Annotated in this window: 17 protein-coding genes; 3 read left to right on the forward strand and 14 right to left on the reverse strand. The window is 65.7% G+C overall.

Annotated features, from left to right (window positions below; genetic code table 11):
• Positions 1–2 precede the first annotated feature (2 nt).
• The 7 genes from trbL to trbB are packed head-to-tail and all read right to left on the reverse strand — an operon-like array spanning position 3 to position 6494.
• Positions 3–1364 carry a P-type conjugative transfer protein TrbL gene (gene trbL / locus J2D73_RS03860; protein ID WP_207879529.1) on the reverse strand — a complete coding sequence of 454 codons (1362 nt, stop codon included), beginning with the start codon at positions 1362–1364 and terminating at the stop codon, positions 3–5.
• On the reverse strand, positions 1361–1687 hold the full coding sequence (gene trbK-alt, locus J2D73_RS03865; RefSeq protein WP_207879530.1) for a putative entry exclusion protein TrbK-alt: 327 nt from the start codon (positions 1685–1687) through the stop codon (positions 1361–1363). Before trbK-alt ends, trbL begins: the two co-directional genes overlap by 4 nt.
• Positions 1688–1696: 9 nt before the next feature.
• Positions 1697–2434, reverse strand: a complete 738-nt coding sequence (gene trbJ, locus J2D73_RS03870) for a P-type conjugative transfer protein TrbJ (protein ID WP_207879532.1) — start codon at positions 2432–2434, stop codon at positions 1697–1699.
• On the reverse strand, positions 2431–4869 hold the full coding sequence (gene trbE / locus J2D73_RS03875; RefSeq protein ID WP_207879534.1) for a conjugal transfer protein TrbE: 2439 nt from the start codon (positions 4867–4869) through the stop codon (positions 2431–2433). The genes trbJ and trbE overlap by 4 nt, the downstream gene beginning before the upstream one ends.
• Before the next feature lie 7 nt (positions 4870–4876).
• Positions 4877–5152: a VirB3 family type IV secretion system protein gene (locus J2D73_RS03880; protein WP_207879537.1), complete on the reverse strand. Its 276-nt coding sequence runs from the start codon at positions 5150–5152 to the stop codon at positions 4877–4879.
• Positions 5152–5493: a TrbC/VirB2 family protein gene (locus J2D73_RS03885; protein ID WP_243429616.1), complete on the reverse strand. Its 342-nt coding sequence runs from the start codon at positions 5491–5493 to the stop codon at positions 5152–5154. The genes J2D73_RS03880 and J2D73_RS03885 overlap by 1 nt, the downstream gene beginning before the upstream one ends.
• On the reverse strand, positions 5490–6494 hold the full coding sequence (trbB, locus tag J2D73_RS03890) for a P-type conjugative transfer ATPase TrbB (protein ID WP_243429617.1): 1005 nt from the start codon (positions 6492–6494) through the stop codon (positions 5490–5492). Before trbB ends, J2D73_RS03885 begins: the two co-directional genes overlap by 4 nt.
• A 380-nt stretch (positions 6495–6874) precedes the next feature.
• On the opposite strand from trbB, the gene J2D73_RS03895 reads away from it, so the two are divergent.
• The gene (locus J2D73_RS03895; protein ID WP_207879539.1) at positions 6875–9904 is read left to right on the forward strand and encodes a TrlF family AAA-like ATPase; all 3030 of its coding nucleotides are present in this window, start codon (positions 6875–6877) and stop codon (positions 9902–9904) included.
• A gap of 99 nt (positions 9905–10003) precedes the next feature.
• On the opposite strand, the gene J2D73_RS03900 is transcribed toward J2D73_RS03895, so the two are convergent.
• The 6 genes from J2D73_RS03900 to J2D73_RS03925 form a co-directional block, all read right to left on the reverse strand.
• Positions 10004–10438: a CopG family transcriptional regulator gene (locus J2D73_RS03900; RefSeq protein WP_207879541.1), complete on the reverse strand. Its 435-nt coding sequence runs from the start codon at positions 10436–10438 to the stop codon at positions 10004–10006.
• 7 nt (positions 10439–10445) lie between these two features.
• Complete coding sequence (locus J2D73_RS03905; RefSeq protein WP_207879543.1) at positions 10446–12428, reverse strand: conjugal transfer protein TraG; 1983 nt, start codon at positions 12426–12428, stop codon at positions 10446–10448.
• Positions 12429–12565: 137 nt separating this feature from the next.
• Positions 12566–13480: an alpha/beta fold hydrolase gene (locus tag J2D73_RS03910; protein WP_207879545.1), complete on the reverse strand. Its 915-nt coding sequence runs from the start codon at positions 13478–13480 to the stop codon at positions 12566–12568.
• Positions 13477–13938, reverse strand: a complete 462-nt coding sequence (locus tag J2D73_RS03915; RefSeq protein ID WP_207879547.1) for a DUF1330 domain-containing protein — start codon at positions 13936–13938, stop codon at positions 13477–13479. The genes J2D73_RS03910 and J2D73_RS03915 overlap by 4 nt, the downstream gene beginning before the upstream one ends.
• Positions 13939–13950: 12 nt before the next feature.
• A complete protein-coding gene (locus J2D73_RS03920; RefSeq protein WP_207879549.1) occupies positions 13951–14592 on the reverse strand; it encodes a DUF2239 family protein in 642 nt (213 codons plus the stop codon).
• Between the two features lie 252 nt (positions 14593–14844).
• A complete protein-coding gene (locus J2D73_RS03925; RefSeq protein ID WP_207879551.1) occupies positions 14845–15750 on the reverse strand; it encodes a helix-turn-helix transcriptional regulator in 906 nt (301 codons plus the stop codon).
• 99 nt (positions 15751–15849) lie between these two features.
• Here J2D73_RS03925 and J2D73_RS03930 point away from each other — a divergent pair, with 99 nt between their 5' ends.
• Both J2D73_RS03930 and J2D73_RS03935 read left to right on the forward strand, forming a co-directional pair.
• A complete protein-coding gene (locus tag J2D73_RS03930) occupies positions 15850–16599 on the forward strand; it encodes an SDR family oxidoreductase (protein ID WP_207879552.1) in 750 nt (249 codons plus the stop codon).
• A gap of 380 nt (positions 16600–16979) precedes the next feature.
• Positions 16980–18548, forward strand: a complete 1569-nt coding sequence (locus J2D73_RS03935; RefSeq protein WP_207879553.1) for an FAD-dependent monooxygenase — start codon at positions 16980–16982, stop codon at positions 18546–18548.
• Here the strand turns inward: J2D73_RS03935 and J2D73_RS03940 are convergent.
• Positions 18545–20284, reverse strand: a complete 1740-nt coding sequence (locus J2D73_RS03940; protein WP_207879554.1) for a relaxase/mobilization nuclease domain-containing protein — start codon at positions 20282–20284, stop codon at positions 18545–18547. The two genes, J2D73_RS03935 and J2D73_RS03940, sit on opposite strands and share 4 nt — an antisense overlap.
• Positions 20285–20461 lie beyond the last annotated feature (177 nt).

Raw genomic sequence — 20461 nt, forward strand, 5'->3', positions numbered from 1 at the left:
GTCTATTCTCCCGAGAGATCGACGGAATGGCCGCCGCCATGGCTATCGCCGGACTTGAGGACCTGGGCGGCGGTCTGGGCGCCGCGCGCCATCGACTGGTTCTGCTTCATGCGGCGGGCCCAGGCGGGCGGGCCTGACGGGTTCGAGCCGGCATCGGTCGCGCCGCTGCCGCTTGCCTTCTGCTCGCCGCCAACCGTGCCTTGGGTGGATGAGCCGCCGGTGACCGCGAAACTGGAGCGGGCGCCGGCGGCGAAGCTTTCACGCATCGAGCCGGCGGCACGGCCCGCCGCGCGCCGAATGGGCGCTGTCGCAGACGATGCGGCGGCCCGGCCGACACCGCCGAGGCCGGCGGCCACGCCCGAAGCGCCGGACCGGCCTGCCGAGGCCAGGCTGTAGGCCGAGGATGCGCCGCCGGCCATCGCAGCGCCGCCACGGGCGGCGGCAGCCGTGCCCGACGCAGCCGCCATCGCTCCTCTTCCGGCCAGGCCGAGCGCGCCAGCGCCGGCCATGGCAGTGCCGGCGACGGCAAGGCCGGTGCCGACGGCAGCGCCTGCACCGAGTTGCGGCGCGCCGGATACGAGACCCGTGGCGATGCCGGGCCCAAAGATGCCGAGGCCCAGCATGGCCAGCGCCGCGAGCACGACGGACAGCGCCTGCTCGATGGTCGGCTGGCCGCCGGCATAGGTCTGGGTGAACTGCGAGAAGAGGCCGGTGCCGATTCCGACGATGACAGCGAGCACCATCACCTTCACGCCGGAAGCGACGATGTTGCCGAGCACCTTCTCGGCAAGGAAGGCGGTCTTGTTGAAGAGGGCGAAGGGGATCAGGATGAAGCCGGCGAGCGTCGTCAGCTTGAACTCGATCAGCGTGACGAAGAGCTGCACCGCCAGGATGAAGAAGGCGATCAGCACCAGCAGCCACGACACCATCAGGACCGCGATCTGGACGAAGTTCGCGAAGAAGCTGGTGAAGCCAATCATCTGGCTCGCGGCGTCGAGCAGCGGCTGGCCAGCGTCGAGACCGACCTGGGCGAGATGGCCGGGCTGCAGAAATGTGGCGGTCGAGATCGTCGAGCCGCCGGCCTTCAGGCCGAGGCCCGCGAAGCTGTTGAAGACAATGGCGGAGAGGTTGTTGAAGTTGGTGATGATGAAGGCGAAGAAGCCGATGTAGAGTGTCTTCTTCACCAGGCGCTGGAGAATGTCCTCGTCGGCGCCCCATGCCCAGAACAGGCCCGCCAATGTGATGTCGATGACGATCAACGTCGATGACAGATAGGCGACCTCGCCCTTGATCAGGCCGAAGCCGGAATCGATGTAGGTCGTGAACGTGTTGAGGAAGGTGTCGATGACGCCGACGTTGTTCATCGCGCCTCTCCTGAAGAGGGGGTGGCCGGCGCGACGGCGCCCGGGGGCGATGGCGGTAGCGGCCGCGCCGGCCTGCCGAAGAAGCGCCGGCGGTTCTCCTCCCAGACCGCCTCGCAACGCGCATCCACGGCATCCGTGGGACCGAGCGCGCTGCATCGGCGCAGCTCGGCCGTAAGGTCATCGGTGGCTGGAGCCGGGACGGTCGGAAGGGGCTCGACAACGGGCGTCGAGGGACGCCGGTTGATCGCGAAAAGGGTCGCGGCGAAGCACGCGATCAGAGCGACGATCGCGGCGGCGCGGAAGATGTCCGACCGGCCCAGCATCAGCGCGCCTCAGTTGCCGCTGAACATGGTGACGTTGCCAGGCTGGTAGCCGCTGCGCGTCGAGAATGTCTTGTAGTTCTGCTGGCCTTGCGCCTCGGTTGCGGCGACGCGCGCCTGCTCCAGCGCGTCGGCACGACCTTTCGCCGACAACACGGCGACGACGTCGGAGAGCTGCTGGGATTGCAGGGCCAGAAGCTGGTTCCCGGCCTGCGCCGCTTGCAGCGCACCCGTCGCGCTCTGGCTGGCTGTGACCAGGGAGGTCATGGCGCTGGAATTGGTCGGGATATTGCCGACCACGCCCGCCTGAACCTTCAGGCTGTCCTCGAAGGCCGCGACCGAATTTTGCCAGCGCTGCTGAGCATTGGCGACCATCGTCGTGGTCGAGCCCGTGCCCGCTGCGCTGCCATAGCTGGTCGAATAAGCCTGCTCGATCCGCTGGACGTTGAAGGCGATGTTTTGCGCTTGACCGAGCAGCGACTGGGTCTGTGCGATCGACGACTGAAGCTGGGTCAGCGTCGACATCGGCAGGTTGGCGAGATTGCGCGCCTGGTTGACCAGGCTCGTCGCCTGATTGGTCAACATCTGAATCTGGTTGTTGATCTGCTGCAGCTCACGCGCCGCCGTCAGCACGTTCTGGCTGAAGTTGGTCGGATCGTAGACGATCCATTGCGCCGAGGCCGGCGGCACGGCGACGGCCAGGGACAGGACGACGGCGCTTGCCGCCGCCAGATGGCGCAGCTTGATCATGATGACGTCTCCAGGTTGGTCAGCTTGGGGATGAGATCGGCGGCCCACAGAAGCTCGCGACCGGCGAGCCAAGTGGGCGTGAAGGTGTCGCGGCCGGCCTCGGCGATGACGCGCTCGATCGCGGCGTGGTCCTGCTTGGAGGATGCGGCGCAGAAGGCGAGCGCGACGGGTCCAAGCCCGAGTTCGAACAGGCGATTGCCGCGGCGGGATTGGCAGTAGTAGTCGCGCTTCGGCGTCGCCCGCGCGAGGATCTCGATCTGGCGGTCGTTGAGACCGAAGCGCCGATAGATCGCCGTGATCTGCGGCTCGATCGCGCGCTCGTTCGGCAGGAAGATGCGCGTCGGGCAGCTCTCGACGATGGCGGGCGCGATGTTGCTGCCGTCGATGTCGGAGAGCGACTGGGTGGCGAAGACGACGGAGGCGTTCTTCTTGCGCAGCGTCTTCAGCCATTCCCGAAGCTGCTGCGCGAAGGCCGGATCGTCGAGGACCAGCCAGCCCTCATCGATGATCAGAAGCGTCGGCCGGCCGTCTAGGCGGCCCTCGATGCGGTGGAACAGATAGGTGAGCACGGCGGGCGCCGCGCCGGCGCCGATCAGCCCCTCGGTCTCGAACGCCTGAACTGACGCCGAGCCAAGCTGCTCGCTCTCGGCGTCGAGCAACCGGCCGAAGGGACCTCCAACGCAATAGGGCTGGAGCGCCTGCTTCAACGCCGTCGATTGCAGCAGCACCGCGAGGCCTGTGATCGTGCGCTCGCCCACCGGCGAGGACGCGAGCGACGTCAGCGCCGACCAGACATGCTCCTTGGCGGTCGGGTCGATCGTGACGCCTTCCTTGGCGAGGATCGCCGTCACCCATTCCGCCGCCCAGGCGCGCTCGGCCTGGTCGTCGATCCGCGCCAGCGGCTGGAGCGACACGGAATGCTCCGACCCGGCCGACAGGCTGCCGCCGAGGTCGTGCCAATCGCCGCCCATGGCGAGCGCGGCGGTGCGGATCGAGCCCCCGAAGTCGAAGGCGAAGATCTGATTGTTGCGATAGCGGCGAAACTGCATCGCCATCAGCGCCAGCAGCACCGACTTGCCGGCGCCGGTCGGCCCGACGATCAGCGTGTGGCCGACGTCGCCAACATGGAGGCTCAGCCGGAACGGCGTAGACCCCTCAGTCTTGCCGAACAGCAGCGGAGGTGCCTGGAAATGCTCATCGCGGGCCGGGCCGGGCCACACCGCCGACAGCGGGATCATGTGCGCCAAATTCAGCGTCGAGACCGGCGGCTGGCGGACGTTCGCATAGGCATGGCCCGGGATGGACCCAAGCCAGGCCTCCAGCGCATTCACCCCTTCCGGCATGCAGGTGAAGTCGCGGCCCTGGATCACCTTCTCGATCAGGCGAAGCTTCTCGGCCGCGAGACCGGGGTCCTCGTCCCAGACGGTGACGGTCGCGGTGACATAGGCCTGGCCGACATCGTCGGAGCCCAGCTCCTGCAGGGCCAGGTCTGCATCGGCCGCCTTGTTGGCGGCGTCGCTATCGACCAGCGTCGAGGCCTCGTTGGTCATCACCTCCTTGACGATGGCGGCGATGGACTTGCGCTTGGCGAACCACTGCCTGCGGATCTTGGTCAGCAGCTTCACCGCCTCGGTCTTGTCGAGGAGGATCGCGCGAGTGGACCAGCGGTACGGGAAGGCGAGCCGGTTCAGCTCGTCCAGGATGCCGGGGTGGGTTGCGGTCGGGAATCCGACCACGGTGAGCGTCCGCAGATGATGCGAGCCGAGCCGCGGCTCGAGGCCGCCGGCGAGTGGCTCGTCGGCCAGAAGCGAATCCAGGTGCATCGGCGTCTCGGGGACGCGGACGCGCTGCTGGCGGGTCGAGATGGTCGAGTGCAGATAGGTGAGTGTGTCGCCGTCATCGAGCCAAGCGACCTCGGGCATGAAGCCCTCGACCAATTGCAGGACGCGATTAGTCCGATCGACGAAGCCGCGTAGCAACTCCCAGGGATCGACGCCGCTCTGCGAACGGCCCTCGTAAAGAAAACCCTCAATCCGGGACGCGTCCTCGGCGGGGGGCAGCCAGACGAAGGTCAGGTAGTAGCGGCTCTCGAAATGAGCTCCGGCTTCCTCGAAAGCGTCCTGGCGTTCGAGATCGACTAAGGCCGAGGCCGGATCGGGAAAGGTCGAGTGCGGGTAGGTCTGAGCGGCGATCCGCTGCGCCTCGACAAAGATCGCCCAGCCCGAGCCGAGCCGGCGCAGCGCGTTGTTCAACCGCGCCGTGACGCCGACAAGTTCGGCCGGGGTCGCACTGTCCAGGTCCGGCCCACGGAAACGGGCCGTGCGCTGAAACGACCCGTCCTTGTTGAGAACGACGCCCTCTTTGACGAGCGCGGCCCAGGGTAGGAAGTCGGCGAGGCCGGCAGGGCGATCGCGGTATTCGGCAAGGTTCAGCATAGCAGCCTCAGACGCCGAGATGAGCCGGGTAACGAAGGTGGCGGCGCACCACGTCGACGAACTGCGGATCGCGTTTCGCCGCCCAGACGGCGGCGGCGTGCCCGACGGCCCAGAGGAGCGCGCCGGGTATCCAGAGCCGGAGGCCGAGCGCGATCGCCGCCGCCAAGGTGCCGTTGGCGATCGCGACGGTCCGTTGCGCACCGCCCATCAGGATCGGGTCGGTGAGCGCGCGATGGACCGGCGCGAAGAAGCCGGGCACGTCCGGGTCGACGATCGCGGCCATCAGACCAGCGCCCCACCGCTGAAGGAGAAGAACGAGAGGAAGAAGCTCGACGCTGCGAAGGCGATCGAGAGACCGAAGACGATCTGGATCAGCCGGCGGAAGCCGCCAGAGGTGTCGCCGAAGGCGAGGGTCAGGCCGGTCACCGTGATGATGATCACCGAGATGATCTTCGCGACCGGGCCTTGCACGGACTCCAGGATGGAGTTGAGCGGCGTCTCCCAAGGCATGGAGGAGCCGGAGGCATAGGCCGCCGGTGCGAATGCCAGCGAGAGCGCCGCGAAGGTGATCACGTCGAGGGCGCGCCGGTGCAACCGGCGGGTAGTGGCGAGAACGCGGATCATGATTGGTCTCCGAGATCGCCGCCCGCCTCGGCGGGTTGGACGCGGTAATCGCCGGTAGCGGGATCGAGACCGGCGATGAGGGCGAGTTCGGAGAGGCGGCGTTCGCCGCCGCGGCCGCGCAGCACCGCGATGAGATCGATGGTCTCGGCGATGAGCGCAGTGGGGACGGTGACGACGGCTTCCTGGATAAGCTGTTCCAGACGCCGGATCGCGCCGAGCGCAGTGCCGGCGTGGATCGTCCCGATCCCGCCCGGATGGCCCGTGCCCCACGCCTTCAGGAGGTCGAGCGCTTCAGCGCCACGGACTTCGCCGATCGGGATGCGATCGGGCCGAAGGCGCAGCGACGACCTGACGAGGTCGGACAGCGAGGCGACGCCATCCTTGGTTCGCATCGCGACCAAGTTGGGCGCCCGGCATTGCAGCTCGCGCGTGTCCTCGATCAGCACCACGCGGTCGCTCGTGCCGGCGATCTCGGCCAGCAGCGCGTTGGTGAGCGTCGTCTTGCCGGTGCCGGTGCCGCCGGCGACGAGGATGTTCTTGCGCGTCGCGACGGCGGCCCGCAGGGCGGCCGCCTGGCCAGCGGTCGTAGTGCCGGCGGCGACGTAATCGTCGAGGGTGAAAACTGCGACGGCGGGCTTGCGGATCGCGAAGGCCGGCGCTGTGACGACGGGCGGCAACAGCCCCTCGAACCGCTCTCCCGTCTCGGGCAGCTCGGCCGAGACGCGCGGCCTGTCCGCGTGGACCTCGGCGCCGACATGGTGCGCGACCAGGCGCACGATCCGCTCGCCATCGGCGGGCGACAGCGTGCGACCGCTATCTTCGAGGCCACCCGACAGCCGGTCGATCCAGAGCCGGCCGTCGGGATTGAGCATCACCTCGACGATCGACGGGTCTTCGAGGAAGGCGGCGATCGCCGGGCCGAGCGCGGTGCGCAGCATGCGCGCGCCGCGTGAGAAGGCCTCGGAATGGAGCGGAGCTGCCGCCACGATCGTCCCCGTCATTGGCCAATCGCGACGCGCGATTGGCGACGGGGATGATTAGAAAAGGCAGGAAATAGGGCAGTTCAACAAGTATTCAGGCGGCGTAGGAGGCCAGCGTAGCGCAGGGAAAAAAGACTTGCTGGGTGCGAAGTGATTCTCCATCGATGCCGGCATTGGTTCTAAGTTGCTCAAGCCGTCAGCTTTCAATGTATCAGTGCCCCTGGGAGGGTCCGGTTGTTGGAGCCGGTCCGACCTTCGCCGCGGCTCGGTTTCCACAATCCGTAGCCAGAGATCGACTGCTAGGATTGCTGCATGCAGGGGCGCTGCGACCGATCGCGGGATTGAGGCTCCCGCCGGATGTCAACCTGTGCTATTCGACGTGCGGGAGGTGTCCAGAATAAATGAAAGAATACAAGGACGTTGGGCCGCGCGGTTCCGAGTGGCGCAAATGGGATCTTCAGGTCCACACCCCCGCGTCGCACCTCAACAACCAGTTCGGCAGCGACTGGGACGTCTACGTCCAGAACCTTTTCCGGATGGCGCTCACTAAGGGCATCGCCGTCATTGGCCTCACCGACTATTTCACCATAGACGGTTACAAGAAGGTCAAGGAGGACTACCTCGCCAACCCTGCCAAGCTGAAGGCACTGTTCAGCGCGGAGGAGATCGAACAGATCGCGGGGATGCGCGTCCTCCCCAATATCGAGTTCCGCCTGAGAACGCTCGTCGGGCCGAATCGCATCAATTGCCACGTCATCCTGTCGGACGAGGTGGCGATCCGCGACATCGAGGAGAATTTCCTACACGACCTGACCTTCACCAATCAGGCCAAGCCGCAGGCGACCGCCGAGACGCACAAGCTGAAGGTCGAAAATCTGCGGCAGTTCGGCGAGCGGCTCATCAAGGAGCATCCACCGTTTGGTGAACAGGGGGACGCGCTGTTCGTCGGCATGACCAACGCCGTGGTGGACGACAACCATATCCTTCAGGCGCTTCAGGACAGCAGGTTCAAGGATAAATTCCTGTTTTGCGTCGTGGCGGACGAAGATCTACCCAAGCTCAAGTGGGACTCACAGGACCATCATACTCGCAAGCTGCTGATCCAGCGTTCCGATGCGCTGTTCGCGGGCAACCCCGCCACGCGCAACTGGGCGCTGGCCCGCGAGCCGCAATACACCGACGGCGAAGAGCATTTCCTCAGGGAGTTCAAGACGCTCAAGCCCTGCGTCCACGGCTCTGATTGCCACGGCTATCCCGAAATCGGGCACCCCTGCGCGAAGAGGGGCAAAAAGGGCCACGATTGCGCAGCGGTGCCGGCGGAGTGCGAGCTTCGCTATTGCTGGATCAAGGCCGACACCACGTTCGAAGGCTTGCGCCAGATCCTCCACGAGCCCGCGGACCGCGTCTACATCGGTGCCTCGCCGCCGGTGTACTATGACGAGGCGCGCGTCATCTCCCGCGTTACTTTGAGCGACGGCAAGGGATGGTTCTCCGACGTGTCCATTCCACTCAATGCGGGGATGGTTTCGATCATCGGCCAGAAGGGATCGGGGAAATCGGCGCTTGCCGACTTGATCGCGTTCGCTGCTGGAAGCTGGGATCCTGCCGAAAAGGACTGCTTCCTCAAACGTTCCAGCGGCCACCTCGACGGCATGAAAGTCACTCTTCATTGGGCTGACGGTCATACATCGGAAGGCATAGTCGGTCGGGATCGCCGTCCCACGAATGAGGTCCACTACCTCTCACAGAACTATGTCGAGCGCATCTGCGCTAAGGACGGCATCACCAAGGAGCTGGTCCGCGAAATCGAGAAGGTCGTCTTCCACTACCTCGACCCGACCGACACGCTGAACGCGTCCGACTTCGAGGAACTGCGGCTCATCAAGACCGAGGGTGTCCGCGAAGAGGGCAACCGTCTGCGGGACGAGATGTATGCGGTCATTCGCGACGAATGCGCGTTGCGGGACCTGATTGCCAAGACCCCAGAGAAGCAGGCACGCGTCAAAACCTTAACCGAGGAGCGGGAGGGTCTACTGAAGCAATTGCCCGCGCCTGCCTCGGAGGCCGAAGCCAAGGTTCAGGAGGAATTGCAGCAGAAGCGGCAGGAGCTGACTAAGGCCCAGCAAGGCGTAGCTGCGCACAAGCAGAACCTTCAGCGTATCGCAGACATCCGGACCCGCACCGGCGCGTTCGGAGTGCAGATGGAGCGGTTCTTCGAACAGTTACAGCCGACGCTCCGTGAGGTCGGTGTGCCCGAAGGCGAATGGAAGAAGTTCCGGCCAGATTTCCCCGCCGAGATCGAGCCGCCGCTAGCCGCGCGAGAGAAGGCCGTCAACGAAGCCATCGCTGTGGTCGAGGGCGGCGAACCTCCAGCTGCTGGCACGATCCGCAAGCTTCTGGCAGAGATAGACGAGCTGATGAAACGGGAGACCGCGGACAAGGCGCGCCAGGAGCGAACGAAGCAGATTCAGAACCGCGTCGCCGTTATCAACACCGAGGTCGAACGGCTCAATGCCGAGATCAAGAACGTCGAAGAAAACGGCTCGGCTCAGATCGCGACTTTCGGGACCAAGCGTCTCGACGCCTATGTGGCGTACTTCGCAAACCTTAAGCTGGAACAGCAAGCGCTTCAGGGGCTTTACGATCCGATCAGGGAGCGTCTGACCAAACAGGCCCTTCTAAAGGGCAGGGAACTTGAGTTCGCCATCCGCTGGGCGGCTGACGTTTCCACATGGATCGAGCGCGGCGCGGCTCTGTTCGACCAACGGCGCGCCGTGCCTTACGGCAGCGTCGAGCAATTAGGCAAGGCGGCGAACCGCATCCTTCTCCCGGCATGGGCGAGCGGCGATCCGGAGCGGATCCGGACTGCCTTTGAAATCTTCATGGGTGAATTCAGGAAGAAGGAGCTGCCGTGGAAGAGCTACGTCCGGAACGGCGTCACGCTTCAGGATGTGCTGAACTGGCTTTATGAGGTCAGCCATATTCGCCTCGAATACGGCCTCAAGTTTAACGGCGCCGAACTAGAAAGCCTGTCCCCCGGCACCAAGGGCATCGTGCTCCTGATCCTCTATCTCGGCATGGATATCGAGGACAGCAGGCCGCTGGTTGTCGACCAGCCCGACGAGAACCTCGACAACGAGTCAATCTATAACCTTCTGACTCCATACTTTCGGCTGGCAAAGGTGAGGCGACAGATCATCGTCATCACACACAACCCGAATCTCGTCGTGAACTCTGATTCTGAGCAGGTGATCGTCGCCACCGGCGAGAAGCAGGAGAACGGCCTTCCCATCATCAGCTACAATTCCGGTTCTCTTGAAGAGAACCACCCCCCCGAGACCGGCATGCGTCAACAGGTCTGCAATATACTGGAAGGCGGCGACGTCGCCTTCCTCAAGCGCGAAAGGCGTTACGCGATCAGAGAGAAGTAGCGCTATGCGGTCGCGCGCAGCACCTCTATGGCCCACACGGCATCGCATGATCTCGGTGGCGTCCGCAACGAATCTATCGTCCGACCCTGATCGCCGATCTTAGTCGCACACAGTCCGCTCGACCGTGTCTTCTGCGATCTCCTGCCTTAGCTTCGGACCTTCGTTCAGACGCCGGCCAAGCGTGGCGACAAAATTGTCATAGCGCGCCCCGGCCTGCGCACGAGCGGCCTTGGCCGCCGGCTCCGGCAGCGGCGGCGTCGTGTTGAGCCAGAAGCGGATGAACAGCGCCAGCGTCTCGACACCGATACCGACATCGCGTTCAAGCCGCGCCAGGCGCCGATCCTGCTGGTCGAGCCGCTTCGCGATAGCGGCCTCCCTCCGCTCGTCCGCATCCGGCGACAGGAATGACGCGATCGCGGCTTCGGCGATCAGCGACATCGAATGGTCCCGGCGCGCGGCATAGGCCGACAAGGCCTGCATGACATCCGGGTCGAGGTAGACGGAAAGCTGGGCCTTCTTCTTTGCCGTGACCATCAGCGCCTCACATCCCCAGATCGTCGCCGGGATCGAGCGAGGCTTGCTGGGCGAGGCCCTGCATGAGGTCGTTCATGCGGCCGATGCGAGGCGCGTCCTCCTCCATCTCGTCGACCTGATCGAGCGCGAACTCATTCTCGATCGGAGCTTGCTTCTCGACGGAGCCTTGGCTGAGTTCCGGCTGCTTGCGCCGGTCAGTGTTCTTCGGATCCTCGTCGTCGGTGTCCTCGCCATCGACTTCAGCCGGCGCCGGTGGTCGGGGCGGCAGCGGGCGCGAACTCCAATCATCTGGCCGCCCCTCCTTCGGTCGCGTGAGCACGGGCGGCGCCATGATGCGCTCCTGAAACCGTTCATCCTCGTAGTAGCGCGCCTTCTTCGCGCGGATCGGGTGGACGCCCGACACCATGACGATCTCGTCAGTGGGCGGGAGCTGCATCACCTCGCCTGGCGTCAGCAGCGGGCGCGCGGTCTCCGAGCGGGAGACCATGAGGTGGCCGAGCCAGGGCGACAGTCGGCTGCCGGCATAGTTCTTCATCGCCTTCATCTCGGTCGCGGTGCCGAGCGCGTCGCTGACCCGCTTTGCCGTCCGCTCGTCGTTGGTCGCGAAGCTGACTCGCACATGACAGTTGTCGAGGATCGAGTTGTTGGGGCCGTAGGCCTTCTCGATCTGGTTCAGCGACTGCGCGATCAGGAAACTCTTGATGCCGTAGCCGGCCATGAAGGCGAGCGCGGATTCGAAGAAGTCGAGGCGGCCGAGCGCCGGGAACTCGTCGAGCATCAAGAGGAGACGGCGTCGCCCGGCCTTGGCCTGCAGGTCCTCCGTCAGCCGCCGGCCGACCTGGTTGAGGATCAGGCGGATGAGCGGTTTGGTCCGGTTGATGTCGGACGGCGGCACGACGAGGTAGAGCGTCGTCGGCCGATCACTGGCCACGATGTCGCCGATCCGCCAGTCGCAACGACGCGTCACCTCGGCCACAACTGGATCGCGATAGAGGCCGAGGAACGACATGGCCGTGCTCAGCACGCCGGACCGTTCGTTGCCGGATTTGTTCAGCAGCTCGCGCGCGGCAGAAGCGACGACGGGATGGATGCCAGCCTCGCCGAGGTGCGGCGTTCGCATCATCGCCGAGAGCGTCGACTCGATCGGCCGCTTGGGATCGGAGAGGAAGGACGCAACACCGGCGAGCGTTTTGTCCTCCTCGGCGTAGAGGACGTGCAGGATGGCGCCGACCAGCAACGCGTGACTGGTCTTTTCCCAGTGATTCCGTTTCTCAAGGCTGCCTTCCGGGTCGACCAGGATGTCGGCGATGTTCTGGACGTCGCGGACCTCCCACTCGCCGCGGCGGACCTCGAGCAGTGGATTATAGGCTGACGACTTCGCATTGGTCGGGTCGAACAGCAGCACGCGGCCGTGCTGCGCCCGGAAGCCCGCAGTGAGCTGCCAGTTCTCTCCTTTGATGTCATGAACGATGGCCGAACCCGGCCAGGTCAGGAGCGAGGGGATGACCAGGCCGACGCCCTTGCCTGATCGGGTCGGCGCGAAGCATAGCACATGCTCCGGCCCATCATGGCGGAGGTAGCTGCGGTCATGGCGGCCCAGCACCAAGCCATCGGGGCCGAGCAGGCCAGCTTCGGCGATCTCCTTCGGTTGCGCCCAACGTGCGGAGCCGTAGGTCTCGACGTTCTTCGCCTCGCGCGCGCGCCAGACTGACATGCCGATGGCGGCGGTCGCGGCGATGAGCCCGCCGGATGATGCGATGTAGGCGCCCTCGATGAAGATCGACGGCGCATAGGCGTCGTAGGCGTACCACCACCAGAAGAAGGCCGGAGGGAGGTAGAACGGGAAGTGTAGGATCTCGAACCAGGGCCGCCCCAGCTCGGGCTGAAAGCCGAGCCGCCAGGCCGTCCATTCGGTAGCGGTCCAGATCGCCAGCAAGACGATGGCGAAGACGGTGATGATTTGACCCCAGAGAATCTTGGTCGCAGGCATCGTAATTCCCTTCGGCTCCATGAATTCGTCGAGCCGGTTTGGGAATTGCAAGTCCGATACTTGTGAAGGGGAAGCCCAGCGCGATACGGCGCAAAAAGACTTAAAGGCGCGTAGGTAGTTGGCCGGAGGTCAGGATACTATGACGAGATTGGCGTCCGGTCTTGGGCGGCTTGGGCCGTCCGTTGGATTCCCTCAGCCACCAATCCGTATAACTGTGGTGGCAGTTCGTGTCCCATGCCCTCTACCATCATAAGTTCGGAACGTGGCACCGAGGCGGCGGTATCTTCGCCGCAGGCCGGAGGGATGAGAGGATCATCCTTGCCATGGATGACGAGCGTCGGCGCCAAGATCGTCGCCAGGCGCGAACGCCGATCGCCGGCGACCGCCATAGCAGCGATCTGTCGTCCCGCGCCTGTCGGATCGTAGTCGCGCTGTAATTCCTCCCGCACGAGCGTTCTGTGTTGGCCCTCGTCAAAAGCGCGGCCGGTTCCGGCAATCAGACGCGCGAAGGCCGAGCTATGCACGAGAAAACCTTCCTCGTCCGCAAAGGGGTCGGGCCCGGGGCCCATCATCGCCGCCATCACCGCGGGTGCGGCCTGCGGGAGGGACGGATTGCCAGTGCTCGACATGATCGAGGTCAGGGACAAGACCCGATCAGGATATTCGCTCGCCATGACCTGCGCGATCATCCCGCCCATCGATCGCCCAACAACGTGAGCGCGAGTGATCGACAAAACATCCAGCAATCCTACGGCGTCCGCGGCCATGTCATAGAGGGTGTAGGGCACATCGGGGCGCTTGCCAGCCGCCAGCGCCGCGCCCAGCATGCTGAAATCCGGAGGCGCGGATTGGGTGAAATGAGTCGAGCGCCCAGAGTCCCGGTTGTCGAAGCGGATGACGCGATAGCCGCGGTCGACGAGCGCCGCGCAAAATGACGCCGTCCATCGGATCATCTGGGTGCCGAGTCCGCTGATCAACAGGATAGCTGGGCGACTCTCGTCGCCGAAACTGTCGTAGGCCAACTCGATGCCGTTGGCGCTCACGATGGTCATGGTTCGCTCCTTCGAGATTGCGCCGGCAAAGGCAGCTCGGTCAGGGGAAGAAGACGCGAGTCCTCGATCGCGGCCGCGCGATGGCCGAGCCCCGCTCGGTATGCCTCGTTCGTGGCGAAGCTCAGAAATGAAGCGACGCTGCTTTGGCGGACGAGCATCGCCAAATCCCACCGTTCATCATCCGGACCGATCAGGAAGGGTCCGCCGGCCCCCAGGAAGACGACATCGCCGCCGCTCTCGCGAAGAAAGGGAAGCGTGTACCGAATGTAGCTGTCGAAAGCGTCCGCGCCGCTGATGGGAGCCGCCGGCGCCAGGTCGGGATGATCGGTGTAATCCGCTGTCGCCCGAAAGCGCAGCAGGTTGAGCATGAGCACCGGGCCGCCGATGTCGCGCTGGATAAAGCGCAGGCCCGATTCTTGTGTCGGCTCGAGATGCGGGCCGCTGGCGTGCGCGGTCATAGTGTCCTCCGTTCAATCGCGGGAAGCGGCCCGGCCCCCGAAGGCCAGGTCCAGAATGTGAGCGCGAATTGCGTCCGGCCACGCCGCGATTGACTGTTCCAGCTTCGATCGGTCGTCGGCGAAGAGCGCGCGCGTCGCCTCCTCGTAGCCCGGCCGATTGCCTGCCATCGCCAGCATGAAGTGATAAGCCGCCTCTTGGACGGCGCGACGGCTCGCACCGGGACCAGCCGTTCGCCTCGCGTCCTCGACGAGCCGCCGTAAGGTCGCCGAGGCGCCTCCCGGTTGCGTGACCAACCAGTCCCAATGCCTCGGCAGCAGCGTCACCTCGCGCGAAACCACGCCCAACTTGGGCCGGCCCCGCGCTCTCGATTCCGGATCCGCAGGCGAAGATCCGGCTGGTTCCGTCGGCGCTGATCGATACCGGCCCACATAGGTTTCTAGCGGTCGCGAGAGCCGATCGATGATGTCCGCCTTCGTGCCACGAAGATCCAGGTCGATGACTTGGCCCGTCTTGTCGTCGAAGACGAGGACCAGTGTCGAAGCACCCGAGTCGCTGGCCGCTTTGACTGCCAACGCCACTTCGAGCAGCGGCCCCCTCAGGAGCAGGTGCTCGCCCTCGAACGCGGTACAGGGTTTTGAAGCTTCGCCGGACATTGGCCATCCAAGGCGAGGATTATTACCCGGAATAAAATGGCACGGTCAATTATACCCTGGTAAATATATTTGATCGCCAACGCATGGCCAGGGCACTCGACCGAACCAGCGATGAGCGGCGGCATCGCGCTGGCAGGCACACCGATCGGCGCCCCAATCGTCGGATAGGCGGCCGGCCTCTACGGGCCGCGCTGTTGCTCGGCATCGGCGCCGCCTCGGCTTCGCCGCCGCCGTCGCGGCGCTAGTCGCCGTCTAGGCTGGGAGCATCGCCCGGGCATATCTGATCGGCGGCATCCCGACATGGCGGGTGAAGGCGGTGCTGAACGTGCTCGCCGAGGCGTAGCCGACTTGCGCGGCGACATGCTCGATCGCCAGCTCCCGCGTGCGGAGCAGCCGCTTGGCAAGCGCCATGCGCCAAGTCAGCAGATATTCGATCGGCGGTAATCCGACGATGCGGTTGAAGCGCGCGAAGAAGGCTGACCGCGACATTGCCGCCTCGGCGGCGAGATCGGCCACGGTCCAGCCATGGGCTGGCCGCGCATGCATCGCCCGCAAGGCGAACACCAGGCGGTCGTCCGACAGCCCCCGCGCCAGGCTCGGCGCCGATAGGATGTCAGCGCCACATCGCAGCGCCTCGATCAGCAGCACCTCGAGCAGGCGCTCCAGCACCAGCTCCCGCGCCGGGCGGGCGTGGCGCGTCTCGTCGCCCACCAACTGAAGCAGCAGCGCGAGCCGCGGCTCGTCGCGGGCGACGATCATAGCCGGCAGCAGCGAAACGAGCAGGGCGGCGTCGGGCGAGGCGAAGCTGCAGACCCCGACCTGCATCCTGAGATTGACGGGCTCGCCGGGCCGCCCGACCCGGAAGCGTCCCTCGCCGATCTCCGTCGGCGTCATCGCGATCCCGTGCGGCGGCGCCTCGATGCTCTCGACGACATGATCCTTGGTCACGGGCGACAGCACGAAATCACCCTTCCGAACGATGATCGGCGGCCGGCCGGACGACACGACCCGACACTCGCCTTCCAGCACCGCGAAGAACACCGGCTTGCCCTCGATGTCGCGGCGGAGGCGCCACCGGCCGGCATATTCGACGAGCTTGGAATAGCTGGCCGAGGGCTGGAGCAGGGTGACGATCTCGGCAAGCGGGTCGACGGTCATGACAGGACGATCGCAAATGGATTGCGGACTTCAGACGATAGGCCGTCTTACCGACCTGCGCCATATCCCGATGGTCGCCAACAAGTGTGGAGTGCTTCCATGCCCACCGTCCTTATCACCGGTTGTTCCACGGGCTTCGGCCTCGAAACCGCGAAACTGTTTCTCGAGAAGGGCTGGAGGGTCGTCGCCACGATGCGCCAGCCCAAGACCGACATTCTGCCCGCGTCCGCCAATCTCGTCGTCCTGCCGCTGGACGTCACCGATCCGGGCAGCATCGCCCGCGCGCTCGGGCAGGCCGGCGAGATCGACGTGCTGGTCAACAATGCCGGGTTCGGCGCCGGCGTACCGATCGAATTGATCGAACCGGCAACGGCGCGGCAGCTGTTCGAGACCAACACGCTCGGCACGCTGGCGATGCTGCAGGCGGTCCTGCCCGGCTTTCGCGAGCGCCGCGCCGGCGTGGTCATCAACGTCACGTCGACGGTGACGCTCAAGCCGCTGCCGCTGGTCAGCGTCTATCGCGCGAGCAAGGCGGCGGTGAACGCGCTCACCGAGAGCCTCGCGGTCGAGATGGAGCCGTTCGGCGTGCGTGTGCATATTGTGCTCCCCGGCCGCTCGCCGGAAACGAACTTCGGCAACAACGCCATGCCGCATCTGCGCGGGCTCGATAACCCCGACTACAAGCCGCTGATCGAAGGCATGATCGCCCGTTTCCGCGACGACACCGGTCCGGTGACGCATGCCGCCGATGTGGCTGTGGCGGTCTGGCGGGCGGCCACTGACCCGCACGCGCCGCTCAGGATCCCGGCCGGCGAGGATGCGGTGCAGTGGATGGCCGAGGCGGAATAAACCTGGCTCGGTAGAACGACTGCTCTCGATGAAGAGTAGTCATCGCCATGAGTCTCGCCGTTAGCTGGGACGCGAAACAGACCGACGTCGGGAAGCGATCATGGGACCAGGTGGCAAAGCAAAGCCGCCTGGGTCTCCACGCTGCCCCCCCGGATAACCGTTGCGGGCCCCGGGAAGCTCCTTTACAGTTTACACGTCGGAAAAGGCAGGCTTGGTCTGGTCAGCCCAAGTCCTTTCGGTAACGAAAGCTCTGGTCTTTGGCCTCGTGCCGAGATCCCCACGACGAACATCGGACGCTCTGAGGGCGCCCGGCCGTTCGTCCGTGCGGTCTCCAACGCGAGGAACGCTCCGGTCGAACACCATCGACACAGGAGCGTGACATGCCGATCTCCCATACCCACACCCACGACGTTATCATCGCCGGCGCCGGCCCGGTCGGGCTGTTGCTCGCCTGTGAGCTGAGGCTCGCGGGTGTTTCCGTACTTGTCCTCGAACAGGCCGACGATCCGCATTCGCCACTGAAAGTCCTGCCCTTCGGCATGCGCGGTCTGTCGACGCCGACGCTCGAGGCCCTCGACCGGCGTGACCTGCTCGACGATATCAAAGCTGCGAGCCAGACGAACGCCGCGTCTGGCGCGACCAAGGCATCCGCCCATTGGATACAGCAGCGGCAGTCACGCCGGGCCGCGGGCCATTTCGCCGGGATCCAGTTCTTCCACGAGGACGTCGATGCCTCGCAGTGGCCTTACCGGCTGCCGAGCTCGACCGGATTAAATCTCGCGGTGGACATGCAGTCCCTCGAAAACCTTCTGACCGTCCGAGCGATCGCGACGGGGACGGAGATCAGGCGCGGCGTTGCGGTCGAGGGTTTCGAGCAGACCGACGAAGGCGTGATCGTCCGCGCCACCGGCCAGAATTTCCATACGGGTTGGCTGATCGGTTGCGATGGCGGCCGCAGCACGGTGCGCAGGGCCGCCGGCTTTGAGTTCGTCGGTACCGATCCTGAATTCACCGGCTACTCGGTCGAGGTGGAACTGGCCGACCCGGACGCACTCTGCACCGGACGCACCTACACGCCGACGGGCATGTACACCTACGCGAAGCCCGGCACGATCGCGATGGTCGACTTCGACGGCGGTGCCTTCCACCGGACCCAGCCGATCACGCTCGATCACGTGCAGGCGGTGCTACGCCGCGTTTCCGGCACGGGCGTCACCGTGACCGCGCTCCGGCTCGCGACCACCTGGACCGACCGCGCCCGTCAGGCGGCAGCCTATCGTAACGGCCGGGTGCTGCTTGCTGGCGACGCCGCCCATACACATTCTCCGCTCGGCGGCCAGGGGCTCAATCTCGGCCTCGGCGACGCGATGAACCTGGGCTGGAAGCTGGCGGCCACGATCCGCGGCGATGCGCCGGCCGACCTCCTCGACAGCTATTTTACGGAACGACATCCCGAGGGCGCACGCATCCTCGACTGGTCGCGCGCGCAGGTCGCGCTCATGCGTCCTACCCCGGGCACGCGCGCTCTGGCGGAGATCATCCGCGATCTCATCGGGACGCGCGACGGCGCGACCTACTTCGCCAAAAAGCTATGGGGCGTATCGCTGCGCTATGACCTCGGCGGTCGACATCCGCTCGTGGGCCGGAGCGTTCCCGACTTCGCGCTGACGGACGGGCTCAGGCTCGGCCGCCTTCTGCGGGACGGAAAGGGGCTGCTGCTGGATTTCGACGCCGGCGCGCCGCTACGGGCGCTCGCGGAACGCTGGCAGGGGAGGATCAACACCGTTTCGACCGATGCCGAGAACCGGCTTGGATTGAGCGTGGTGCTCGTCCGCCCCGACGGCTTCGTCGCCTGGGCGATCGACGGCACCGAAGATGATGAAGGCTTTCGCCAGGCAGCAACGCGCTGGTTTGGTGAACCTGAGCCCTCGGTTGGAAAGACTCGCTAGAGGCCAAGCCCTCTGTTGCGGCCGAAGCCCCAGTCGACGCCGCCGTCATCGCGCGCGACGCCGGAGACGTGTCGGCCGAGCTGCTTTTCCAGGGACGGGGTCCAGGGCACGAGTTGAAAGCCGAGACCGTCGTCGATCATGGCGAAGCGTCCAGAGGCGAGGGCGAAGCGCTGACGGTACGACCCGGCTACGTACTCGCCAGAGGCGGCCTGGTTGAACGTCTGGCCCGTCTCGGCGGCGAGCCGCTCGCCCAGGGCGTCAACCTCCCGGCGCCGCAGCGTGCCGAGCAGGCCATGGGAGAAGGTGATGCCGCGCGCTTGGCGCTCGGCGAGGCCCTGCTCGATGAGCTGTTCAGCTCGCTGGTCCATCGCGACGCGGACCTCGGCGCCGAAACCCGACTGACCCAGCGCCACGGGATCACGCGACACCGCCTGTCGATCGAGCCAGGTCGCGCCGCTGGCCGTCACCTGATCCTCGACGGCGAGGTCCGACCGCACGGCCAGCGCCACGCGGCGGCGGCCCTGTGCATCGTCGAACTTGCGCAGCTCGACGACGGAGCCCGGCGCGCTATCGCCGGTCACGTCGAGGTCGGGGAATTTGATGTGGTGAGTGCGGCCGTCCACCCCGTCGACGACGGCATAGGCGGTCCCTTTCAGCTCATCGTCGAGACCGCGATCCACGAGCCGGCCGATGACGGGCACATCGAGGCTCTCGCTGGCCAGCACGTAGCTCGCGGCTGCGCGTTCGATCCCGCGCTCTCGCAAGCCACGATGGATGCGCTTGATGATGTCGCCACGCTCGCCGAGTTCGCGCAGCGTCGTCTCGGCGGCTTCGTCCATCGTCCATTGGCCGGGCCCGAGCTGATGCGCGAGGCCGAGACTCTCCAGATGCCGGAGGCGTCCGACCTTCAGCGACTGGAACAGGTCGGGCTCCTGGCCAGGAGAGGGCGCGACGTCGATGACACCCTGCCGGCCGGCGTCGCGCAAAAGCTGCCGGTCGAGTTGGGTCCAGCGCTCGGCGTCCACCTGGCGCTCGAGCGCGCGGCGGATATCGAGATCGCTGCGCAGACCCAGCTCCTGGGTGACCAGGTCTTGGGCGCGGGCGCGCATCCCCTCCTTGATGTAATCACGGGAAATGACGAGGTCCTGGCCGTCATCCGCGACACCCCGCACGATGATGTGGACGTGCGGGTGCTGCGTGTTCCAGTGATCGACGGCGACCCAATCGAGCTTGGTGCCGAGATCCTTCTCCATCTGGCCGACCAGCTCGCGGGCGTAGCCTTTGAGGTCGGACATCTCCGGCGCATCCTCGGGCGAGACGATGAAGCGGAAGTGGTGGCGGTCGCCCTCACTCCGCTCGGCGAAGGCCTTGGGATCGGCGTCTTCGGTCTCCGGACCGAACAGCCGGGCCTTCTCCCCGTCCCGGGTGACCCCCTCGCGCCGGAGGTAGCCGAGATGGGCGCCAAGCGGCGCCGAACGCGCGGAGTGACGGACGACGCGGGCCTTGACCGTCACCAGGCGCGAGCGGCCCGTGAGCAGGTGGTTCGCCCGGATGGCGGCGACTCGGCCGCGGCCGAAGGTCGAGCGGCTACCACTCCGTAGCAGACCCTGCCGCGAGACGCCGCCGCCGGCGCGCTGAGCGGCGGCGAGCGCCTGGGCGATGAAGGGCTTTGCCCGCTGGCTGCGCGACGAGCGGATGCGGCCTGGCCGGGGCTGAAAGTCGTTCTCCTCAGCCATGGCCGGCGCCGGCAATGTGCGGAAAACTCAGGATCGGCAAAGCGTTGAGGCCGCAGCGCACATTGCGCGCGCAGGCCACACATTGCCGGATCAGCCAAAAACACCAACGAAAACAACCGACCGACAGAGCCGCACCTTGCGGCCTTTTATCTGGCCCTCTGTCGGTCGTTTCCTGCG

The sequence above is a fragment of the Acetobacter sacchari genome (assembly GCF_017377715.1).
GTDB classification, from domain to species: domain Bacteria; phylum Pseudomonadota; class Alphaproteobacteria; order Acetobacterales; family Acetobacteraceae; genus Acetobacter; species Acetobacter sacchari.

Bases quoted from the DNA above. Each gene is read 5' to 3' on its own strand.
- J2D73_RS03930 (WP_207879552.1), top strand. From the start codon at position 15,850: ATGCCCACCGTCCTTATCACCGGTTGTTCCACGGGCTTCGGCCTCGAA.
- J2D73_RS03885 (WP_243429616.1), bottom strand. From the start codon at position 5,493: ATGATCCGCGTTCTCGCCACTACCCGCCGGTTGCACCGGCGCGCCCTC.
- trbE (WP_207879534.1), bottom strand. From the start codon at position 4,869: ATGCTGAACCTTGCCGAATACCGCGATCGCCCTGCCGGCCTCGCCGAC.
- J2D73_RS03900 (WP_207879541.1), bottom strand. From the start codon at position 10,438: ATGGTCACGGCAAAGAAGAAGGCCCAGCTTTCCGTCTACCTCGACCCG.
- trbB (WP_243429617.1), bottom strand. From the start codon at position 6,494: ATGACGGGGACGATCGTGGCGGCAGCTCCGCTCCATTCCGAGGCCTTC.
- trbL (WP_207879529.1), bottom strand. From the start codon at position 1,364: ATGAACAACGTCGGCGTCATCGACACCTTCCTCAACACGTTCACGACC.
- J2D73_RS03935 (WP_207879553.1), top strand. From the start codon at position 16,980: ATGCCGATCTCCCATACCCACACCCACGACGTTATCATCGCCGGCGCC.
- J2D73_RS03895 (WP_207879539.1), top strand. From the start codon at position 6,875: ATGAAAGAATACAAGGACGTTGGGCCGCGCGGTTCCGAGTGGCGCAAA.
- J2D73_RS03940 (WP_207879554.1), bottom strand. From the start codon at position 20,284: ATGGCTGAGGAGAACGACTTTCAGCCCCGGCCAGGCCGCATCCGCTCG.
- J2D73_RS03905 (WP_207879543.1), bottom strand. From the start codon at position 12,428: ATGCCTGCGACCAAGATTCTCTGGGGTCAAATCATCACCGTCTTCGCC.
- J2D73_RS03925 (WP_207879551.1), bottom strand. From the start codon at position 15,750: ATGACCGTCGACCCGCTTGCCGAGATCGTCACCCTGCTCCAGCCCTCG.
- J2D73_RS03910 (WP_207879545.1), bottom strand. From the start codon at position 13,480: ATGACCATCGTGAGCGCCAACGGCATCGAGTTGGCCTACGACAGTTTC.
- trbK-alt (WP_207879530.1), bottom strand. From the start codon at position 1,687: ATGCTGGGCCGGTCGGACATCTTCCGCGCCGCCGCGATCGTCGCTCTG.
- J2D73_RS03920 (WP_207879549.1), bottom strand. From the start codon at position 14,592: ATGTCCGGCGAAGCTTCAAAACCCTGTACCGCGTTCGAGGGCGAGCAC.
- J2D73_RS03915 (WP_207879547.1), bottom strand. From the start codon at position 13,938: ATGACCGCGCACGCCAGCGGCCCGCATCTCGAGCCGACACAAGAATCG.
- trbJ (WP_207879532.1), bottom strand. From the start codon at position 2,434: ATGATCAAGCTGCGCCATCTGGCGGCGGCAAGCGCCGTCGTCCTGTCC.
- J2D73_RS03880 (WP_207879537.1), bottom strand. From the start codon at position 5,152: ATGGCCGCGATCGTCGACCCGGACGTGCCCGGCTTCTTCGCGCCGGTC.